Consider the following 19,788-nt stretch of genomic DNA (forward strand, 5'->3'; position numbering starts at 1 on the left):
CGGATCTCGGCTTAATTAACCCACTGGGTAGTTAGTCCCGGTGGGTAGGGATGTTGCGCCGACGTTTCCCGGGTGTCAAGAGGTGGCGCCGTACGGCCTCAGCCGGCCGTCCGCTCCGCCGTCAGGTAGGCGATCACCATGTCGCCGAGCATGGCGCGGTAGTGCTCGCGCTGGGCCGGGTCCACCAGGTCGCGGCCGAACAGGGCACCGAAGGTGTGCCGGTTGGCGACCCGGAAGAAGCAGAACGAGCTGATCATCGCGTGCAGGTCGACGGCGTCGACATCGGCCGTGAACAGGCCGGACTCCTGCCCGGAGACCAGGATGCGACGGATCACGTCGAGCGCGGGGGAACCGATCTTGCCGAGCTTCTCGGAGGCGGCGATGTGCTCGGCCCCGTGGATGTTCTCGATGCTGACCAGGCGGATGAAGTCGGGGTGCTGCTCGTGGTGGTCGAAGGTCACCTCCGCGAGGCGGCGGATCGCGGCGACCGGGTCGAGGTGCTCGACGTCCAGCTCCTGCTCGGCCTCGCGGATCACGCCGTACGCCCGCTCCAGGACGGCCGTGAAGAGCTGCTCCTTGCCGCCGAAGTAGTAGTAGATCATCCGCTTGGTGGTACGGGTGCGGGCGGCGATCTCGTCGACGCGGGCGCCGTCGTAGCCCGCGCGTGCGAACTCCTGCGTGGCCATGTCGAGGATCTCGGCCTGGGTGCGGGCGGCGTCGCGGATCCGCCCGTTCGGTCGTGCCGGTTCGTCGACGCTGGTCATCGGGTTCCTTCGGGAGTGCGGCCGGTGCCGCAGATTCTAGAAGGCGGGCCGGGCGTCGCCTCCAGGGTCTTCCCCGAGAACCCGACAGGCTGATATAGCTAACGTACTAGTTCGTACATTAGTGCTCAGCTCGGGAGGGCCACGTGGCCAAGGACTCGTATCTCGTCGGACTGATCGGCGCCGGCATCGGCCCGTCGCTCAGCCCGGCGCTGCACGAGCGGGAGGCGGACCGGCAGGGCCTGCGCTACGTGTACCGGCTCATCGACATCGACACCCTCGGTGTGCCTCCCGAGGCGGTGGGCGACCTGCTGCGGGCCGCCCGCGACCTGGGTTTCGACGGGCTGAACATCACGCACCCGTGCAAGCAGCTGGTCATCGAGCACCTGGACGCACTCGCCCCACGGGCCGAGGCGCTCGGCGCGGTCAACACCGTCGTCTTCGAGGACGGCCGTGCGATCGGCCACAACACGGACGTCACCGGTTTCGCCGCCGCCTTCGCGCGCGGCCTGCCGGACGCTTCGCTGGAGCGGGTGGTGCAGCTGGGCGCCGGCGGGGCGGGCGCGGCGGTCGCTCATGCGACGCTCACCCTGGGTGCGGAGCGGGTCACCGTCGTCGATGCGCTGGCCGATCGGGCCGCGGATCTCGCCGCTGGGCTGAACCGGCACTTCGGCCCCGGCCGGGCGGCCGCGGCCACGCCGGATCAGCTCGCCCAGCTGCTCGGCTCGGCCGACGGCGTCGTGCATGCCACGCCAACCGGAATGGCCGCCCATCCGGGGATGCCGTTCCCCGCCGAGTTCCTGCACCCTGGGCTGTGGGTTGCCGAGGTCGTCTACCGCCCCTTGGAGACGGAGTTGTTGCGCACCGCGCGTGCGGTTGGCTGCGCCACTTCGGACGGCGGTGGGATGGCTGTCTTCCAGGCTGCGGACGCGTTCCGGTTGTTCACCGGACGTGAGCCCGACAGCGCGCGGATGTTGGTGGACATCGCGGAGCTGGCCGGCGCCGCGGAGAGCTCGGTCGGCAAGTGACACCCGGCAGTTCGAAGGAGCAGGACCATGCGTACGTCCATCGCCACCGTCTCCCTCAGTGGCTCCCTCACCGAGAAGCTCACGGCCGCCTCGCGGGCCGGGTTCGACGGCGTCGAGATCTTCGAGAACGACCTGCTCGCGAGTCCGCTCACCCCCGAGGAGATCCGCGTCCGTTGTGCCGACCTCGGGCTCACCATCGACCTCTATCAGCCGATGCGGGACATCGAGGCCGTGCCCGAGGACGAGTTCGGGCGCAATCTGCGCCGGGCCCGGCACAAGTTCGAGCTGATGCGGCGGCTCGGTGCCGACACCGTTCTCGTCTGCTCCAGTGTCTCGCCGCTCGCCGTCGACGATGACGCCCTCGCCGCCGGACAGCTGAGTCAACTCGCCGATCTGGCACAGGAATTCGGCATCCGCGTGGCCTACGAGGCGCTTGCCTGGGGCCGGCATGTCAGTACGTACGACCATGCCTGGCACATTGTCGAGACGGCGGACCACCCCGCCCTCGGCACCTGCCTCGACAGCTTCCACATCCTCTCGCGCGGTTCCGATCCCAAGGGCATCGAGGACATCCCCGGCGAGAAGGTCTTCTTCCTGCAGCTCGCGGACGCCCCGCTGCTCGCGATGGACGTGCTGCAGTGGAGCCGTCACCACCGTTGCTTCCCGGGACAGGGCGGCTTCGACGTCGCCGGGCTCGTGCGGCACGTGCTGCGCACGGGATACGCCGGTCCGCTCTCCCTGGAGGTGTTCAACGACGTCTTCCGCCAGGCCGAGGCCGGCCCGACGGCCGTGGACGCGCACCGCTCCCTCCTGGTCCTGCAGGAGACGGTGGGCATGGCCGGCCTGCCCGCCCCCGTCGTCCCCACGGGCGTCGCGTTCGCCGAGCTGGTCACCGCCGACGCCGAGCCGGTCACGGACGTACTCGGCGCCCTGGGCTTCGCCCGCACCGCCCGCCACCGCAGCAAGCCGGTCGACCTGTGGCAGCAGGGCGACGCCCGTATCCTCATCAACACCGGTCCGGCAGCCCAGCCCCACGCTCGGCTTCGTTCGAGCGGGGGGACCCCCGTCGACGGCACCGGGCTCGCCGCGATCGGTCTGGAGTCCCCGGACCCGGCCGGCGCCGCCCGCCGCGCGGAGGCGCTGCTGGCACCGGTGCTGCCGCGCCGCCGCGCGCCCGAGGACGCCCCGCTCGACGCCGTGGCGGCCCCCGACGGCACGGAACTCTTCTTCTGCGCCACCGGCCGCCCCGAACTCCCCAGCTGGCGTGCGGACTTCGAGAACACCGAGAACACCGTGGACTCCGCGGACATCACGACGGACTCCGGCGTGACCCGCATCGACCACCTCGCCCTCGTCCAGCCCTGGCACCACTTCGATGAGGCGACCCTCTTCCACCGCAGCGTTCTCGGACTGTCCGCCCAGGAGAGCGTGGACGTCGCCGATCCGTACGGCCTGCTGCGCAGCCGTGCCGTGACCAGCGCCGACGGTGACGTCCGCATCGCTCTGTCCGTCGGCGCGGGGCCCGCCGACGACACGGTCCACGCCCAGCACATCGCCTTCGCCACGCACGACGTGGTGTCCGCGGCGCGCCGCTTCCGGGAGGCGGGCGGGCTGCTGCTGACGATGCCGGCGAACTACTACGACGACCTGGCCGCCCGGTTCGCGTTCGCCGAGGGCGAGTTGGAGACGTATCGCGAGCTGGGCATCCTCTACGACCGTGACGCGTACGGCGAGTTCCGGCACTGCTACACCCGGACCGTCGGCCGTGTCTTCTTCGAACTCGTCCAGCGCGACGGGGGTTATCGGGGGTACGGCGCGGCGAACGCTCCCGTGCGCCTCGCCGCCCAGCACATCGCGCGGCGCCTCACTGGCGGCTGACGGTTCTGGTCACGCCGGTGACGACCGTCGTGGCGAGGATCCAGCCGGTGATGATCAGCGCGTAGGCGAGGTACTGGTACCAGCCGTCCGGCGCGAACGCCTCCTCCTGGCCGAAGGAGATCACCGGGAGGAGGAGGTCGAGAGTGTAGAAGACCGGGTTGAAGTGGGGGGCCTCGGACGGCTTGAGGGCGGGCGGGTGGTGCAGCCCGTACGCGAGCGAGCCGACGGCCAGCAGGGACAGCAGCCAGACGGCGGCGCGCAGGGGATGGAAGCCGTAGCCGACAGTGGCGTCCTGGACATAGCCCCAGAGGCGGCCGTACCAGGCGCGGGTGCGGCGCAGGCGGCGCTGCTTGGCGAGTTGGACGAGGCGGGCGGCGTGGTCGTCGCCGACCCGGCGGTAGGCCGCGGACAACTGCTCGTAGGCGTGCGGGACATAGCCGTCGCCGTCCCGCTCCAGCATCGGCAGGCGGTGGTCGGCGGGCACGTGCGGGGTGAGCGAGGTGTAGACGAGGTCGCCCAGGAACACCTCGGTGGGCAGCATCTCCGGTTCCAGGAAGAGGACCTCGATCTGGGCGCGGCGCAGATTCAGCGCACCGTCCATGGGAGGTCCCTTGCGCAGCCACAGTTCCCCGATGGTGCAGCTGCTCGCCCGCAGCGCGGTGTCTCCGCGATTCGACAGGCGTGCGTGCGACAGCTCCAGACGGCCCGCGATGCGAGCGCCCCGGAGGCCGATCCACCCGTCGCTGTGCACCTGCCGCATGAGGACGTCGCCCTGTACCGTCAGGGTCTCCCCGTCGAGGGCGGCACCGCCCGGCCGGTTGAGCCGTGCGCCGTTCAGCCTGACCGATCCGGCGACCTCGGCGCTGTTCAGGCGCACCTCGCCGTCCGCCCGCAGGCCGGGTGCCCACAGATCGTCGCCGATGGTCACGTGGTTGAGGTGAAGGGCGCCCTCGGAGTCGTCCGGTGCCGCGCACTCGGCCCGGTCCATGAACAACGCCCCCGTGATGTGCGCCCCGCCCAGCCGCACCTGGCCCCCGAACCGGCAGTCCGTCAGCCGGAGCACACCGTCCACCCGCATGGTGGCGGCGACCAGTCCGGGCAGTACCGAGTTGCTCAGGTTGAGCTGGCGCAGCCGGGCGCCGTACAGCTGTGGGATCTCGTCGAAGTGGCAGTGGCTCAACCGGACGGCGAAGTCGCTCGTGCCGTACCGCAGGTCCAGGGGGCCGGTGATCCGGGCGCCGGACACCTTGAGTGCGGCTATCTCACCGGGATCCTGCGGCCCGTTGAGCAGCAGGGCCCGCAACACGGCTGCCCGGACGGTCCGTTCGGGCCCCCAGCGCGCGCCCTCAGCCGTGTCCTCGTCCGTTCCCTCACGGAAGTCGACCGGCGCTCCCGTGGGGAACGCCCGCCACACCCGCTCCTCGGCCGGCGTCAGATCATTGATCTCCACACAGCGGGACTCTAATCCCACAACTCCGCATGCCGCCGGTGGGTTTCGGTGAGACCGTTCACGAAGAACCGCTCGTAGTACTCCGGCTCCACGTGGTGCGTCTGCAGCCAGATGCCCGGCACGTGGGCAGGGCCTCCGCGTCGCGGCGGTCCGGGACGGGCGCCGGCGGGCTGCCGGGCGCGGGCCGGAACAGGTACCGCACCGGTCCCGCCTCCCCCCACAGGATCGCGCCGCGGCTCCAGAACGTCTCGTTGGCAAGGGAGTTGACGGTGCGGCGGGTCGCGGCCCGGACATTGCGGCGCATGCGGTTCGCGGTGCCGAGGCCCACGGCCAGCGGCAGCTTCACCAGCAGCCCGAACACCTTCTGCGCGGGACTGCCGGCGCCGGCCATCGCCTTCGCGAAGGCCACGAACTCCCGTGCGTCGCGGGCGTGCGAGACCGGATGGCCGGTCGCCAGCAGGTCATGGCTCTCCTCGTCCGAGACCTGCACCCGCACGGCAGCCCCGTGCAGATCGGGCGAGCCGTCGCCCTGCCGGATGCCGCTCGCGTTGGACAGCCGCACCACCGCCGGATACTCCGCGCCCGGCCGGGCGAACCCCACCCGCAGCGCGGCGGGGAGATCGTCGTGGAAGCGCAGCCGCGCGTTCTCCACGGCCACCGGCGCCTTGGCATGGAAAGTCCGGGCGATCCCACCGCCCCCGGCCCGCCGGTTCTTGACCTGCACCTTCATCAACTCGGCGGCCAGCTGCTCGAACACCAGCCGCTCCGCCTCGGGACTGCCGCCTTCGTACCGCTCGTACTGCGGTTCTTGCTGCCCGGTCTCGGCCATCGGTGGTTTCCTCACGTACGGATACGTTCGGGACAGGGGGCAGCACGCTACCTTCGGCCCCAGGCGGTCACAGCGATGGTTCGCGCCGATGTGCTCTACCTTGCGCGCGATGCGAACAATTGCACGGGCGGCATTTGGGCACGTCAGCCGAGCCTGTGAAGGAGCCGTAACCTGCTGTGTCCGCCTCGCGGCCGTCCCCGCTTCCCAGCAACCCCTCCCGCCGCCCCGCCATGGCCGGGGAACGACTCCTTCTCGGTTGACGGTTCACCGTCGCGGTGGTGTGCTCACCACCCGCAGACGTCCCGGGGGAGGTCCCAGATGCGGCCTCGCCGGTCTCGCCGTCGTGGCGCCGCTGGCGTTCCTCACGACCCGGCTGGCGCTGACCCGCACGATCCCGTTCAAGTACTCCTTCGACGACCACGGCCCGGGCCACTACGTCAACGCGCTTGCTCCACCAGGGGTGTTGAGCTAGTTCGGGGACGTGCTGTAGCCCGGGGCGCAGGAGTTACGCGCGGGTGTTCCACTCGGCAATGACCGGTCGGCCGTGTTCCGTCGACAGACGGCTGACCGTGCCCGTCGCCAACTGGAAGAGACGCCCGTCCGCGGCCGGCAGGCCCAGCCGGCGGGCCGTCAGCACCCGTAGGAAATGTCCGTGGGCCACCAGGACCACATCGCCGTCCAGGAGCGCCGCGTCCACCCGGGACAGCACCCGGTCGGCGCGCTGCCCGATCTGCTCCGGCGACTCTCCCGGCTGCCCGACCGGACCGGGCGGCACCCCGTCGGTCCACAGGTCCCAGTCGGGCCGGGTGCGGTGGATCTCGACGCTGGTGACGCCCTCGTAGGCGCCGTAGTCCCACTCGTGCAGGTCGGAGTCGACGACGGCCCCGGTGACGCCCGCGAGTTCGGCGGTGCGTATCGCGCGGTCGAGCGGGCTGGTCAGCGCGCGTGCGAAGGTCCGCCGGGAGAGGAGTGGAGCGAGGGACTTGGCCTGCTCCTCACCGTGCTGGGTGAGGGGCAGGTCGGTCCAGCTGGTGTGCTGTCCCGACACGCTCCACTCCGTCTCGCCGTGGCGGACCAGGAGAAGGTCCCCCACGGCGGGCCTACTTCGACTCGACGGCGTGCCCGCCGAACTGGTTGCGCAGCGCGGAGATCATCTTCATCTGCGGGGAGTCGTCCTGGCGGGAGGCGAACCGCGCGAAGAGCGAGGCGGTGATCGCGGGCAGCGGCACCGCGTGGTCGATGGCCGCCTCGACGGTCCAGCGGCCCTCGCCGGAGTCCTGCGCGAAGCCCTTCAGCTTGTCTAGGTGCTCGTCGTCGTCGAGGGCGTTGACCGCGAGGTCCAGCAGCCAGGAACGGATGACCGTGCCGTCCTGCCAGGAACGGAACACCTCACGGACGTTGTCCACCGAGTCGACCTTCTCCAGCAGCTCCCAGCCCTCGGCGTAGGCCTGCATCATGGCGTACTCGATGCCGTTGTGGACCATCTTGGAGAAGTGCCCGGCGCCGACCTTGCCCGCGTGGACATAGCCGTAGGGGCCCTCCGGCTTGAGCGCCTCGAAGATCGGCTGCAGCCGCTCGACGTGCGCCTTCTCGCCGCCGACCATCAGCGCGTAGCCGTTCTCCAGACCCCACACACCACCGGAGACACCCGCGTCGACGAAGCCGATGTCCTTGGCGCCCAGCTCCGCGGCGTGCTTCTCGTCGTCCGTCCAGCGGGAGTTGCCACCGTCGACGACCGTGTCGCCGGGGGAGAGGAGGCCGCCGAGTTCGTCGACGACGGACTGGGTGGCGGGGCCGGCCGGGACCATCACCCAGATCACGCGAGGGGCTTCGAGCTGCTCCACCAGTTCGGCGAGGCTCTTGACGTCGGTGACCTCGGGGTTGCGGTCGTAGCCGATGACGGTGTGGCCTGCGCGGCGGATCCGCTCGCGCATGTTGCCGCCCATCTTGCCCAGACCGATGAGACCGAGCTGCATGTCAGTTGCCTTCCTTGAGTTCGCGGTACGCGGCCACGAGAGCGGTGGTGGATGGATCGAGGCCGGGGACGGACCCCGCCGCGGCAGCGGCTGACGTATACGTCTCGGTCAGGGCGGGCTCGACGCGCTTGGCGAGGACCTTGCCGAGTTCGACGCCCCACTGGTCGAAGGAGTCGATGTTCCAGACGGCGCCCTGGACGAACACCTTGTGCTCGTACAGGGCGATCAGCTGCCCCAGCACCGAGGGGGTCAGCTCGCGCGCCAGGATCGTGGTCGTGGGGTGGTTGCCCAGGAAGGTGCGGTGCGCCACCTGTTCCTCGGCGACCCCCTCCGCGCGCACCTCGTCCGCGGTCTTGCCGAAGGCCAGCGCCTGGCCCTGAGCGAACAGGTTGGCCATCAACAGGTCGTGCTGGGCCGCCAGTTCGTCGCTCAGCTCGCCGGCCGGACGGGCGAAGCCGATCAGGTCGGCGGGGATGAGCCGGGTGCCCTGGTGGATCAACTGGTAGTACGCGTGCTGACCGTTGGTGCCGGGCGTGCCCCACACCACCGGGCCGGTCTCCCATCCGACCACCTGGCCGTCACGGTCCACCGACTTGCCGTTGGACTCCATGTCCAGCTGCTGCAGATACGCGGTGAACTTCGACAGGTAGTGGCTGTACGGCAGCACGGCATGCGACTGGGCGTCGAAGAAGTTGCCGTACCAGATGCCCAACAAGCCCAGAATCAGCGGGGCGTTGGCCTCGGCGGGCGCGTTTCGGAAGTGCTCGTCGACGATGCGGAAGCCGTCGAGCAGCTCGCGGAAGCGGTCCGGACCGATGGCGATCATCAACGACAGGCCGATCGCCGAGTCGAAGGAGTAGCGGCCGCCGACCCAGTCCCAGAACTCGAACATGTTGTCCGGGTCGATGCCGAACTCGCCGACCTTGCCGGCGTTCGTCGACAGCGCGACGAAGTGCCGGGCGACCGCCTTGTCGTCGCCGCCGAGGCCGGCCAGCAGCCAGGTGCGGGCCGACGTGGCGTTGGTGATGGTCTCGATCGTGGTGAACGTCTTGGACGCGACGATGAACAGCGTCTCCGCCGGGTCCAGGTCCCGCACCGCCTCATGGAGGTCGGCGCCGTCCACGTTCGAGACGAAACGGAACGTCAACTCCCGTGCCGTGAAGGTGCGCAGCGCCTCGTACGCCATCGCCGGACCGAGGTCGGAGCCGCCGATGCCGATGTTGACGACGTTGCGGATGCGCTTGCCGGTGTGACCGGTCCACTCGCCCGAACGGACCCGCTCGGCGAAGGCGCTCATCTTGTCGAGGACCGCGTGGACCTCGGGCACGACGTTCTCGCCGTCGACCTCGATCACCGCGTCTCGGGGCGCGCGCAGTGCGGTGTGCAGCACCGCCCGGTCCTCGGTGACGTTGATCTTCTCGCCGCGGAACATGGCGTCGCGCAGACCGGACACATCGGTGGCGACGGCCAGTTCCCGCAGCAGAGCGAGGGTCTCGTCGTTGACCAGGTGCTTGGAGTAGTCGATGCGCAGGTCACCGACGCGCACGACGTACCGCTCGGCGCGCCCGGGGTCCTGCGCGAACAGCTCACGCAGCCGCGGGCGCTGCAGCACGTCCGCGCGGTGGTCCTCCAGCGCCGTCCACTCGGGCCGGCGGCTGAGCCTGGGGGAGTCGGACGAAGAGTCAGACATGTGAGGGGGTCTCCTTGGTGGCCTCGCCGCGCAGGGCGACGGCGTACATCTCGTCCGCGTCGAGGCGCCGCAGCTCCTCGGCGATGAGTTCGGAGGTGGTGCGGACCTTGAGCGCGAGGGTGCGCGGAGGCTGGTCCGGCAGGGCCAGCGTGGCCAGCGGGCCCTCGGGGCGGTCGATGACGATCTCGCCCTGCTCGGTCCCGAGACGGACGGCCGTCACGACCGGGCCGGCGGTGACGACACGGTCGATCCTCACGTTCAGCCGCGCCTCCAGCCAGCGCGCCAGCAGCTCCGCCGCCGGGTTCTCGGCCTCCGCCTCCACGGCCCCCGAGATGATCCTGCTGCGGGCCTGGTCCAGGGCCGCAGCCAGCATCGAACGCCACGGGGTCAGCCGGGTCCAGGCGAGGTCGGTGTCACCGGGCGCGTAGGAACGGGCCCGCTGCTCCAGCGCCTCCATCGGGTTCTCCACCGCGTACAGGTCGGTGATCCTGCGCTGGGCGAGGGCGCCCAGCGGGTCCTTGGCGGGCACCTTTGGCGCGTCCACCGGCCACCACACCACGACCGGCGCGTCCGGCAGCAGCAGCGGCAGGACGACGGAGCCGGCGTGGTCGGACACCTCGCCGTAGGTGCGCAGCACCACTGTCTCGCCGGTGCCCGCGTCGGCGCCCACCCGCACCTCCGCGTCCAGCTTGGACGCCATGCGGTCGCGCGGGGTGCGGGCGTGTCGCTTGATGACGACCAGGGTGCGCGAGGGGTGCTCGTGCGAGGCCTCCTCGGCCGCCTTGATCGCGTCGTAGGCGTTCTCCTCGTCCGTGACGATGACCATCGTCAGGACCATGCCCACGGCGGGGGTGCCGATGGCGCGGCGGCCCTGCACCAGCGCCTTGTTGATCTTGCTTGCCGTGGTGTCGGTCAGGTCGATCTTCATGGCCTGCGCCAGCTCCGTCCGTCTCGTGCGAGCATCTCGTCGGCTTCCTCGGGTCCCCAGCTTCCCGAGGGGTACTGCGGGGGCTTGCCGTGCTGCGCCCAGTACTTCTCGATCGGGTCGAGGATCTTCCAGGACTCTTCCACTTCCTGGTGACGGGGGAACAGGTTGGCGTCGCCGAGCAGCACGTCCAGGATGAGGCGCTCGTACGCCTCCGGGGAGGACTCGGTGAACGACTCGCCGTAGGCGAAGTCCATCGACACGTCCCGGATCTCCATGGAGGTGCCGGGCACCTTGGAGCCGAACCGCACCGTCATGCCCTCGTCGGGCTGGACGCGGATGACGATCGCGTTCTGGCCGAGCTCCTCCGTGGCGGAGGAGTCGAAGGGGGAGTGCGGGGCCCGCTGGAAGACGACCGCGATCTCGGTGACCCGGCGGCCCAGGCGCTTGCCGGTGCGCAGATAGAACGGGACGCCCGCCCAACGGCGGTTGTCCACCTCCAGCTTGACGGCCGCGTAGGTGTCGGTCTTCGACCGCGGGTCGATGCCGTCCTCCTGCAGGTAGCCGGGCACCTTGGCGCCGCCCTGCCAGCCCTCGGCGTACTGCGCGAGAACGGTGTGCTCGCCCAGCTTCTCCGGCACCCGCACCGACTTGAGGACCTTGAGCTTCTCGGTGAGCAGCGACTCGGCGTCGAAGGCGATGGGCTCCTCCATCGCGGTGAGCGCCATCAGCTGGAGGAGGTGGTTCTGGATGACGTCACGGGCGGCGCCGATGCCGTCGTAGTACCCGGCCCGGCCGCCGATACCGATGTCCTCGGCCATCGTGATCTGGATGTGGTCGACGTAGGACCGGTTCCAGATCGGCTCGTACATCTGGTTGGCGAAGCGGAGCGCCAGGATGTTCTGGACGGTCTCCTTGCCCAGGTAGTGGTCGATGCGGAACACCTGGTCCGGCTCGAACACGTCGTGCAGGAGCGCGTTCAGGTCGCGCGCGCTCGCCAGGTCGTGCCCGAACGGCTTCTCGATCACCGCACGCCGCCAGGAGCCCTCCCGGGCCCGTGCCAGACCGTGCTTCTTCAGCTGCTGGACGACCTTGGGGAAGAACTTCGGCGGTACGGAGAGGTAGAAGGCGAAGTTGCCGCCCGTGCCGCGGGAGGCGTCCAGCTCGTCAACGGCCGACTTCAGCTGCTTGAACGCCGTGTCGTCGTCGAAGTCGCCCGGAACGAAGCGCATGCCCTCGGCCAGCTGCTGCCAGACCTCCTCGCGGAACTCGGTGCGCGCGTGCTCGCGGACCGCGTCGTGCACGACCTGCGCGAAGTCCTGGTCCTCCCAGTCCCGGCGGGCGAACCCGACCAGGGAGAAGCCCGGCGGCAGCAGGCCGCGGTTGGCGAGGTCGTAGACGGCGGGCATCAGCTTCTTGCGGGACAGGTCGCCGGTGACACCGAAGATGACGAGACCGGACGGACCCGCGATACGCGGCAGCCGGCGGTCGCGCTCGTCGCGCAACGGGTTGGTCCAGTCGAGTCCGGCCCCGACCACTGCTTTCTCGGTCATGCTGCGTCAACTCCCTTGCTGTCCAGGGACTTCGTCACGGCGTTCAGCAGGTCCTGCCAGGCCACCTCGAACTTGGCGACGCCCTCGTCCTCCAACTGCTTCACGACCTGGTCGTAGGAGATCCCGAGCGCTTCCACGGCCGCCAGGTCGGCGCGGGCCTGCGCGTAGCCGCCGGTCACCGTGTCGCCGGTGATGTCGCCGTGGTCGGCGGTGGCGTCGAGGGTGGCCTCCGGCATGGTGTTGACGGTGCCGGGGGCGACCAGCTCGTCGACGTACAGGGTGTCCTTGTACGCCGGGTCCTTCACGCCGGTCGAGGCCCACAGCGGGCGCTGCCTGTTGCCCTTGGCGCCGGCGAGGGCGGCCCAGCGCTCGCCTCCGAAGACATCCTCGTAAGCCTCGTAGGCGAGCCGCGCGTTGGCGAGCGCCGCCCTGCCCTTGAGCGCGAGGGCCTCGGCCGTGCCCAGCACGGTCAGCCGCTTGTCGATCTCGGAGTCGACACGGGAGACGAAGAAGGAGGCCACGGAGTGGATGGCGGAGAGGTCCAGGCCCTTCGCGGCGGCCTTCTCCAGGCCCGCCAGATAGGCGTCCATGACCTCGCGGTAGCGCTCCAGGGAGAAGATCAGCGTGACGTTGACGCTGATACCGAGGCCGATGACCTCGGTGATCGCCGGGAGGCCCGCCTTGGTCGCCGGGATCTTGATCATGACGTTGGGGCGGTCCACGAGCCAGGCGAGCTGCTTGGCCTCGGCGATCGTGGCCGCCGTCTGCTGGGCGAGGCGCGGGTCGACCTCGATGGAGACCCGGCCGTCGCGGCCGCCGGTGGCGTCGTGCACGGGCCGCAGTATGTCGGCGGCGGCACGCACGTCCGCGGTGGTCATCATGCGTACGGCCTCGTCGACCGTGACGCCGCGCACGGCGAGGTCGGCGAGCTGCTCCTCGTAGCCCGCGCCGGAGCCGATGGCGGCCTGGAAGATGGACGGGTTGGTGGTCACGCCCACCACGTGCTTGTTCTCGACGAGTTCGGCGAGGTTGCCGGACTCGATCCGCCTGCGCGACAGGTCGTCGAGCCAGATGGAGACGCCTTCGTCGCTGAGGCGCTTGAGTGCTCCCGCAGGCGCGGTTGCTTCGGTCACAGTGATCATCTTCTTTCTGGCGATCGGATCAACCGCGGGCGGCGGCGAGGGATTCCCGGGCGGCGGCGGCGACGTTCTCGGGGGTGAAGCCGAACTCGCCGAACAGGGTCTTGGCGTCGGCGGAGGCGCCGAAGTGTTCGAGGGAGACGATGCGTCCTGCGTCACCCGTGAACCGGTACCACGTCAGACCGATCCCGGCCTCGACAGCGACACGCGCTCGCACGGACGGCGGAAGGACCTGCTCGCGGTACTCGCGCGGCTGCTCCTCGAACCACTCCACGGACGGCATCGACACCACGCGGGCGCCGATCCCCTCGGCCTCCAGCTGCTCACGCGCGGCGACGGCGAGCTGGACCTCGGAGCCGGTGGCGATCAGGACGACGTCCGGAGTCCTGGTGGAGGACTCCTTGAGGACGTAACCGCCCTTCGCCGCATCCGGGTTGGGCGCGTACGTCGGCACGCCCTGACGGGTGAGCGCGAGTCCGTGCGGAGCGGGGTCGGTGGCGTGCCGCTTGAGGATCTCGGCCCAGGCGATCGCCGTCTCGTTGGCGTCGGCGGGGCGGACGACGTTCAGGCCGGGGATGGCGCGCAGCGAGGCCAGGTGCTCGACCGGCTGGTGGGTCGGCCCGTCCTCGCCGAGGCCGATGGAGTCGTGGGTCCAGACGTACGTCACCGGAAGCTGCATGAGCGCCGACATCCGTACCGCGTTGCGCATGTAGTCGGAGAACACCAGGAAGGTGCCGCCGTAGATGCGGGTGTTGCCGTGCAGGGCGATGCCGTTCATCTCCGCGGCCATCGAGAACTCGCGGATGCCGAAGTGGACCGTTCGGCCGTACGGGTCGGCCTCGGGCAGCGGGTTGCCCTTCGGCAGGAAGGACGACGTCTTGTCGATGGTGGTGTTGTTCGAACCGGCCAGGTCGGCGGAGCCGCCCCACAGCTCGGGCAGCACCGGGCCGAGGGCCTGCAGCACCTTGCCGGAAGCGGCACGAGTGGCGACCGCCTTGCCCTCCTCGAAGACGGGGATCTCGGACTCCCAGCCCTCGGGCAGCTGCCCGGCCACGATCCGGTCGAACAGCTCGGCGCGCTCGGGGTTGGCGCCGCGCCACTTGTCGAGCTGCTTGTCCCAGGCGGCGTGCGCCTCGGTACCGCGGTCCAGGGCCCCCCGGGCGTGGGCGAGGACGTCGGCGTCCACCTGGAAGGACTGCTCGGGGTCGAAGCCGAGGATGCGCTTGGTGGCGGCGATCTCGTCGGCGCCGAGCGCGGAGCCGTGGGAGGCCTCGGTGTTCTGCGCGTTCGGGGCGGGCCAGGCGATGATCGTGCGCATCGCGATGATGGAGGGCCGGCCGGTCTCGGCCTGCGCGGCCCTCAGCGCCGCGTACAGAGCCGGTACGTCGGTGTCGCCGCCGAGCGAGGGCTCGACGCGCTGCACGTGCCAGCCGTAGGCCTCGTACCGCTTCAGCACGTCCTCGGAGAACGCGGTCGCGGTGTCGCCCTCGATGGAGATGTGGTTGTCGTCGTAGAGGAAGACCAGGTTGCCGAGCCTCTGGTGGCCGGCCAGGGAGGAGGCCTCGGCGGATACGCCCTCCTCCAGGTCGCCGTCGGAGACGATCGCCCAGATCGTGTGGTCGAAGGGGGAGGTGCCCTCGGGGGCCTGAGGGTCGAACAGCCCGCGCTCGTACCGGGCGGCCATCGCCATGCCGACGGCGTTGGCGACGCCCTGGCCGAGCGGACCGGTGGTGGTCTCGACGCCGGCGGTGTGCCCGTACTCGGGGTGACCGGGCGTCTTGGACCCGTGCGTCCGGAAGGCCTTCAGGTCATCCAGCTCGACTTCGTACCCCGACAGGAAGAGCTGGGTGTAGAGGGTCAGCGAGGTGTGGCCCGGGGAGAGAACGAAACGATCCCGACCGGTCCACTCGGGGTCGGCGGGATCGTGACGCATCACCTTCTGAAAGATCGTGTACGCGGCCGGGGCCAGGCTCATCGCCGTGCCAGGGTGACCGTTGCCGACCTTCTGCACGGCGTCGGCCGCCAGCAGACGGGCGGTGTCGACGGCACGCCGGTCCAGGTCGGTCCATTCGATGCTGTCCGGTGTCTGCGTACTCATCTTCAAGAAATCCTCGATCGAAGCGTCGTAACTGCTCTGATGCCTTCAAACTTAAAAGTCTGACTTTTACGGTGGAAGGTCGGCGTGTGTCAGCCTGTGGTGAAAGTGGGACACGGAGAGCTTCGGCCGGGCGGCGTGAGAAGGACATGGCGGACAGAACCATCCAAGGTGGAGACGATGACGGCCAGGTGGACGGCATTCGAACGTTCCCCTTCCCGGTCGAGCTGAGCGTGGGTGGAGTCGGCATCCAGGTCGGCCCGATGGGGGCCGGACGGACCTGGCACGCCGAGGCTCCGCTGGAGCGTGTGCACCGCATCGACTTCCACGTGGTGATGCTCTTCGAGGGCGGGTCCGTCCGCCACATGATCGACTTCGCGGAGCACGAGGCGTCGGGCGGCGATGTGCTGTGGATCCGTCCGGGACAGGTCCACCGTTTCTCGCGCACCAGCGAGTACCGCGGAACCGTCCTGACCATGCAGCCCGGCTTTCTGCCCCGCGCCACGGTGGAGGCGACCGGCCTCTACCGCTACGACCTGCCGCCCCTGCTCCACCCGGACGCACCCCGGCTGGACGGCCTCCGCTCCTCCCTCGCCCAGCTGCAACGCGAGTACGAGGACACCGCGACGCTGCCGCTGAGCCTGCACACCGCGGTACTGCGCCACTCCCTGACGGCGTTCCTGCTGCGCCTCGCGCATCTGGCGGCCAGTTCGGCGGAGGCGGCGCGCCGTCAGTCGGACACGACCTTCACGCTCTTCCGGGACGCCGTGGAGAAGAGCTTCGCCACCAACCACAGCGTCAGCGCCTACGCCGACTCCCTCGGGTACTCCCGCCGCACCCTCGTCCGCGCGGTCCGCGCCGCCACCGGCGAGACCCCCAAGGGCTTCATCGACAAACGGGTCGTCCTGGAGGCCAAGCGCCTCCTGGCCCACACCGACATGCCGATCGGCCGCGTCGGCGCCGCGATCGGCTTCCCGGACGCCGCGAACTTCTCCAAGTTCTTCCAGCAGCACACGGAGTTGACACCGGCGGCGTTCCGGGCGGAGCTGCGCTGACGGAGTGCGCCGGTACCGACGACGGGTCGGTGCGTGCCCGACGCGTCCTTTGCTGTGCATGGGCTGTGCATGACGTGATCTTTGCCTGGTGGGCCCAACGGTTCGTCTGGCCTTCACTCAGAGGCGGGTAAAGAACCTCTAGCGTTACGGCGCCTCCCCCCGCGCGTCCGTCACCTCTGTCCGGAGGACAGTTATGACCGCCGTCAAGGCACCCAAGCGCAACAGCCGTTCCCTCACCGCTCTCGCCGGGGCCGTCGCCCTCACCGCCACGTCGATCGGGCTGTGGACCGTCACGGCCTCCACGGCTCAGGCAGCCGCTCTCCCGACCCCCGACCACGTGGTGGTCGTGGTGATGGAGAACCACGCCTATTCGCAGGTGATCGGCAGCTCCAGCGCCCCGTACCTCAACAACACCCTCAAGGCGGGTGGCGCGAACCTCACGCAGTCCTACGGTCTCACCCACCCCAGTGAGCCGAACTACTACATGCTGTTCTCGGGCTCCAACCAGGGCCGCACCGACGACAGTTGTGTGGGTGTCGGATCCATCTCCGCACCCAACCTCGCCTCCGAGCTGATCGCCGCCGGCAAGAGCTGGAAGAGCTACAACGAGTCGCTGCCCAGCCAGGGTTCGACGACCTGCAGCAGCGGCAACTACGCGCAGAAGCACAACCCTTGGTTCGGCTTCTCCAACGTGCCGACCAACACCGCGATGACCTTCGCGCAGTTCCCGACCGACTACACGACCCTGCCCAAGGTCTCCTTCGTCACCCCGAACCTGTGCAGTGACATGCACGACTGCTCGGTCTCCACGGGCGACACCTGGATCAAGGACAACCTGGGCGCGTACGCCACCTGGGCCCAGACCCACAACAGCATCCTCGCCGTCACCTTCGACGAGGACAACAAGCAGTCCGGCAACCGCATCCCCACTCTCTTCTACGGGCAGCACGTCACGCCCGGCAGCTCCAGCGCGACCACCTACAACCACTACAACGTCCTGCGGACCGTGGAGGACCTGGCCGGTCTGAGCGCGCACGCGGGCAACGCCGCCTCCGCCTCCGACATCAGCGGCATCTGGAACTGACGCCCGTGTATCTCGCGGACTCCCGCAGCACCAAGGCCGCCGTCGCCCCGGACTCCCGTCCGGGGCGGCGGCCGGCCGCCGTGCCCGCCACCGTGCTGGCCCTGGGCGCGGTCAGCCTGATCACGGACATCTCCTCGGAGATGGTCACGGCCGTGCTTCCGCTCTACGTGGTCGCGGGCCTCGGTCTGTCGCCGCTCGGGTTCGGTCTCCTCGACGGCATCAACAACGGCGTCGGCGCCCTGGTCAGGCTGGCCGGCGGTCACCTCGCCGACCGGGGAGGCCGCCGACACAAGATCGTGGCCGGCGTCGGCTACGGCCTGTCGGCGCTGTGCAAGCCACTGCTGCTGCTCGCCCACACCCTCCCCGTGATCAGCGCCGTGCTCGCGGCCGACCGCACCGGCAAGGGCCTGCGCACCGCACCCCGGGACGCGATGATCTCCCTGGCCACCGAACCCGAGCACCGGGGACGGGCGTTCGGGGTGCACCGCGCCATGGACACCACCGGTGCGCTGCTCGGCCCGCTCGTCGCCTTCGCCGTCCTGCGCGCCACCGTCGACGGTTATGACGCGGTCTTCGCGGTCAGCGGCTGCGTCGCCGTACTCGGCGTCCTGGTCCTGGTGCTGTTCGTGCCCCGCCGCATCGTCGCCCCCGCCGATGCCGTACGGCCGCCCGAGCCCGGCCCCCGGCCGACACTGCGGGACGCGCTCGCGCTGCTGCACCGCCCGCAGCTGCGCCGGCTCACGGTGTGCGCGACCCTGCTCGGCCTGACCACCGTGAGCGACTCCTTCCTGTATCTGCTGCTCCAGCGCGAAAGCGACCTGCCCGCCCACCTGTTCCCGCTGCTGCCGTTGGGCACGGCCGCCTTCTTCCTGCTGCTGGCCGTCCCGCTCGGCGCCCTGGCCGACCGCGTCAACCGCCGCCGCCTCTTCCTGGCCGGCCACGGCGTCCTGCTGCTCGGCTACGGCCTGGTGCTCTCCCCGTGGCACGGCGTCCCCGCCGTGGTCGCCGTCCTCGTCCTGCACGGCACCTTCTACGCGGCCACCGACGGAGTGCTCGCTGCGGCCACCGCGGGGGCTGTTCCGGCACAACACCAGGGTGCCGGGCAGGCGTTGGTGGGCACCGGGCAGGCGCTGGCCCGGTTCGCCTGCTCCCTCGCCTTCGGTGCGGCCTGGAGCCTGTGGGGCGGTCGGAGCGCGCTCGCCGTCACCGCCGCCGCACTGGCCGTCAGCGCCGTCGTGGCCTCGTTCGTCCTCCGTACCGCCGATGAGGCGCCCGCAACCGCCGATGAGGTGCCCGCATGACCCGAACAACCCGCCTGGTGATCCTGCTGGCCGCCGTCGTCCTGCTCGGCGCGGTCGGCACCGGCTCCGTGCTGTACGCCGCCCACCGGTCGGGCATCAAGGACCAGCAGCAGGCGGACGGTCCGACCGTGCGGGCCGGCACCGTCTCGCTCCGGCCGACGGCTCAACGCCGCCTGCTGGTGCGCAATCTGGCCTGGGGCCCGCACCGCGACGAGATCGCCACGGTGCCCGCCGACGATCCGCGGGGCCCGCGCACCGTGTCCGGCGTCAAGTGCCTGCGCTTCCACGCGGCAGCCGGCACCGGCATCTGCCTGCAGTCCGTGCACGGCCCCCTGGAGGACACCTACCGCGCGGTGGTGCTCGACACGCACCTGCACAAGCGGCACAGCTTCCCGGCAGCCGGAATCCCCACCCGGGCCCGGGTCTCGCCCTCCGGCCACATGGCCGCCTGGACGGTCTTCGTCAGCGGAGACTCGTACGCCGGCACCAACTTCTCCACCCGAACCGCCATCGTCGACACCCGCACCTGGGCCGTCGACGACAACCTGGAGACCTTCCGCGTCGTCAAGGACGGCCGGTCCTACCACGCCGCGGACACCAACGTCTGGGGTGTCACCTTCGCCGACGACAACCGCTTCTACGCCACCTTGGCGACCGGCGGCCAGACCTACCTGGTCCGGGGCGACGTCACCGCACGCACCCTCACCACCCTGCACCGCAACGTCGAATGCCCCTCCCTCTCACCCGACGGCACCCGGATCGCGTACAAGAAACGCGTCAAGGGAGCTTCCCCCGACGCCCCTTGGCGGCTGTACGTCCTGAACCTGCGGACCATGAAGGAGACCGTGACCGCCGAGTCGCGCAACATCGACGACCAGGCCCTGTGGTCCGACGACTCCACCCTCGTCTACGCCCTCCCCGGCGACTACGGCTCGGACCTGTGGACCGTCCCCGCCGACGGCACCGGCACGGCCCGCCGCCTGATGACCTCCGCCCTCGCCCCGGCCTATCTGGGGTGACGGGC

At 70.2% G+C, this 19,788-nt stretch carries 16 protein-coding genes and 1 pseudogene; 7 read left to right on the forward strand and 10 right to left on the reverse strand.

Features of this window, described 5'->3' with window-relative positions; genetic code table 11:
• Window positions 1-98: 98 nt before the first annotated feature.
• The gene (locus tag OG870_RS37980; RefSeq protein WP_266525394.1) at window positions 99-764 is read right to left on the reverse strand and encodes a TetR/AcrR family transcriptional regulator; all 666 of its coding nucleotides are present in this window, start codon (window positions 762-764) and stop codon (window positions 99-101) included.
• A 143-nt stretch (window positions 765-907) separates the two neighbouring features.
• Here OG870_RS37980 and OG870_RS37985 point away from each other — a divergent pair, with 143 nt between their 5' ends.
• Complete coding sequence (locus OG870_RS37985) at window positions 908-1,789, forward strand: shikimate dehydrogenase (protein WP_327691948.1); 882 nt, start codon at window positions 908-910, stop codon at window positions 1,787-1,789.
• Window positions 1,790-1,816: 27 nt separating this feature from the next.
• A complete protein-coding gene (locus OG870_RS37990; protein WP_327691949.1) occupies window positions 1,817-3,667 on the forward strand; it encodes a bifunctional sugar phosphate isomerase/epimerase/4-hydroxyphenylpyruvate dioxygenase family protein in 1,851 nt (616 codons plus the stop codon).
• Here the strand turns inward: OG870_RS37990 and OG870_RS37995 are convergent.
• The gene (locus OG870_RS37995; RefSeq protein WP_266591393.1) at window positions 3,654-5,117 is read right to left on the reverse strand and encodes a membrane-associated oxidoreductase; all 1,464 of its coding nucleotides are present in this window, start codon (window positions 5,115-5,117) and stop codon (window positions 3,654-3,656) included. The genes OG870_RS37990 and OG870_RS37995 overlap by 14 nt on opposite strands.
• Window positions 5,118-5,244: 127 nt before the next feature.
• A pseudogene (locus OG870_RS38000) lies at window positions 5,245-5,946 on the reverse strand (peroxidase family protein); the annotation flags it as partial.
• Window positions 5,947-6,202: 256 nt separating this feature from the next.
• Here OG870_RS38000 and OG870_RS38005 point away from each other — a divergent pair.
• Window positions 6,203-6,418: a hypothetical protein gene (locus OG870_RS38005; RefSeq protein WP_266591395.1), complete on the forward strand. Its 216-nt coding sequence runs from the start codon at window positions 6,203-6,205 to the stop codon at window positions 6,416-6,418.
• Between the two features lie 33 nt (window positions 6,419-6,451).
• Here OG870_RS38005 and OG870_RS38010 read toward each other — a convergent pair whose 3' ends face one another.
• From OG870_RS38010 to tkt, 7 genes are read right to left on the reverse strand one after another with little or no spacing between them, the layout of a single operon-like run.
• Window positions 6,452-7,039 carry a histidine phosphatase family protein gene (locus OG870_RS38010; RefSeq protein ID WP_266525402.1) on the reverse strand — a complete coding sequence of 196 codons (588 nt, stop codon included), beginning with the start codon at window positions 7,037-7,039 and terminating at the stop codon, window positions 6,452-6,454.
• A gap of 7 nt (window positions 7,040-7,046) precedes the next feature.
• Window positions 7,047-7,922: a phosphogluconate dehydrogenase (NAD(+)-dependent, decarboxylating) gene (gene gnd, locus OG870_RS38015; RefSeq protein ID WP_266525404.1), complete on the reverse strand. Its 876-nt coding sequence runs from the start codon at window positions 7,920-7,922 to the stop codon at window positions 7,047-7,049.
• A gap of 1 nt (window position 7,923) precedes the next feature.
• Window positions 7,924-9,612, reverse strand: coding sequence for a glucose-6-phosphate isomerase (gene pgi, locus OG870_RS38020; RefSeq protein WP_266591397.1), 1,689 nt, complete (start codon window positions 9,610-9,612; stop codon window positions 7,924-7,926).
• On the reverse strand, window positions 9,605-10,540 hold the full coding sequence (gene opcA / locus OG870_RS38025) for a glucose-6-phosphate dehydrogenase assembly protein OpcA (protein ID WP_266591399.1): 936 nt from the start codon (window positions 10,538-10,540) through the stop codon (window positions 9,605-9,607). The genes pgi and opcA overlap by 8 nt, the downstream gene beginning before the upstream one ends.
• Window positions 10,537-12,090, reverse strand: a complete 1,554-nt coding sequence (gene zwf / locus OG870_RS38030; RefSeq protein ID WP_266525410.1) for a glucose-6-phosphate dehydrogenase — start codon at window positions 12,088-12,090, stop codon at window positions 10,537-10,539. The genes opcA and zwf overlap by 4 nt, the downstream gene beginning before the upstream one ends.
• Window positions 12,087-13,232, reverse strand: coding sequence for a transaldolase (gene tal / locus OG870_RS38035; protein ID WP_266591401.1), 1,146 nt, complete (start codon window positions 13,230-13,232; stop codon window positions 12,087-12,089). The genes zwf and tal overlap by 4 nt, the downstream gene beginning before the upstream one ends.
• Window positions 13,233-13,251: 19 nt before the next feature.
• Complete coding sequence (gene tkt, locus OG870_RS38040; RefSeq protein WP_266591407.1) at window positions 13,252-15,327, reverse strand: transketolase; 2,076 nt, start codon at window positions 15,325-15,327, stop codon at window positions 13,252-13,254.
• Window positions 15,328-15,473: 146 nt separating this feature from the next.
• Here tkt and OG870_RS38045 point away from each other — a divergent pair, with 146 nt between their 5' ends.
• The 4 genes from OG870_RS38045 (at window position 15,474) to OG870_RS38060 (ending at window position 19,783) form a co-directional block, all read left to right on the forward strand.
• The gene (locus tag OG870_RS38045) at window positions 15,474-16,379 is read left to right on the forward strand and encodes a helix-turn-helix transcriptional regulator (RefSeq protein ID WP_266591409.1); all 906 of its coding nucleotides are present in this window, start codon (window positions 15,474-15,476) and stop codon (window positions 16,377-16,379) included.
• A 193-nt stretch (window positions 16,380-16,572) separates the two neighbouring features.
• Window positions 16,573-17,463 (forward strand): alkaline phosphatase family protein, encoded by an 891-nt coding sequence (locus tag OG870_RS38050; RefSeq protein ID WP_266591411.1) that lies wholly within the window; start codon window positions 16,573-16,575, stop codon window positions 17,461-17,463.
• A gap of 5 nt (window positions 17,464-17,468) precedes the next feature.
• The gene (locus tag OG870_RS38055) at window positions 17,469-18,764 is read left to right on the forward strand and encodes an MFS transporter (RefSeq protein WP_266525418.1); all 1,296 of its coding nucleotides are present in this window, start codon (window positions 17,469-17,471) and stop codon (window positions 18,762-18,764) included.
• Window positions 18,761-19,783: a TolB family protein gene (locus OG870_RS38060; protein WP_266525420.1), complete on the forward strand. Its 1,023-nt coding sequence runs from the start codon at window positions 18,761-18,763 to the stop codon at window positions 19,781-19,783. Before OG870_RS38055 ends, OG870_RS38060 begins: the two co-directional genes overlap by 4 nt.
• Window positions 19,784-19,788 lie beyond the last annotated feature (5 nt).

It is taken from the genome of Streptomyces sp. NBC_00461 (assembly GCF_036013935.1).
Taxonomy (GTDB): domain Bacteria; phylum Actinomycetota; class Actinomycetes; order Streptomycetales; family Streptomycetaceae; genus Streptomyces.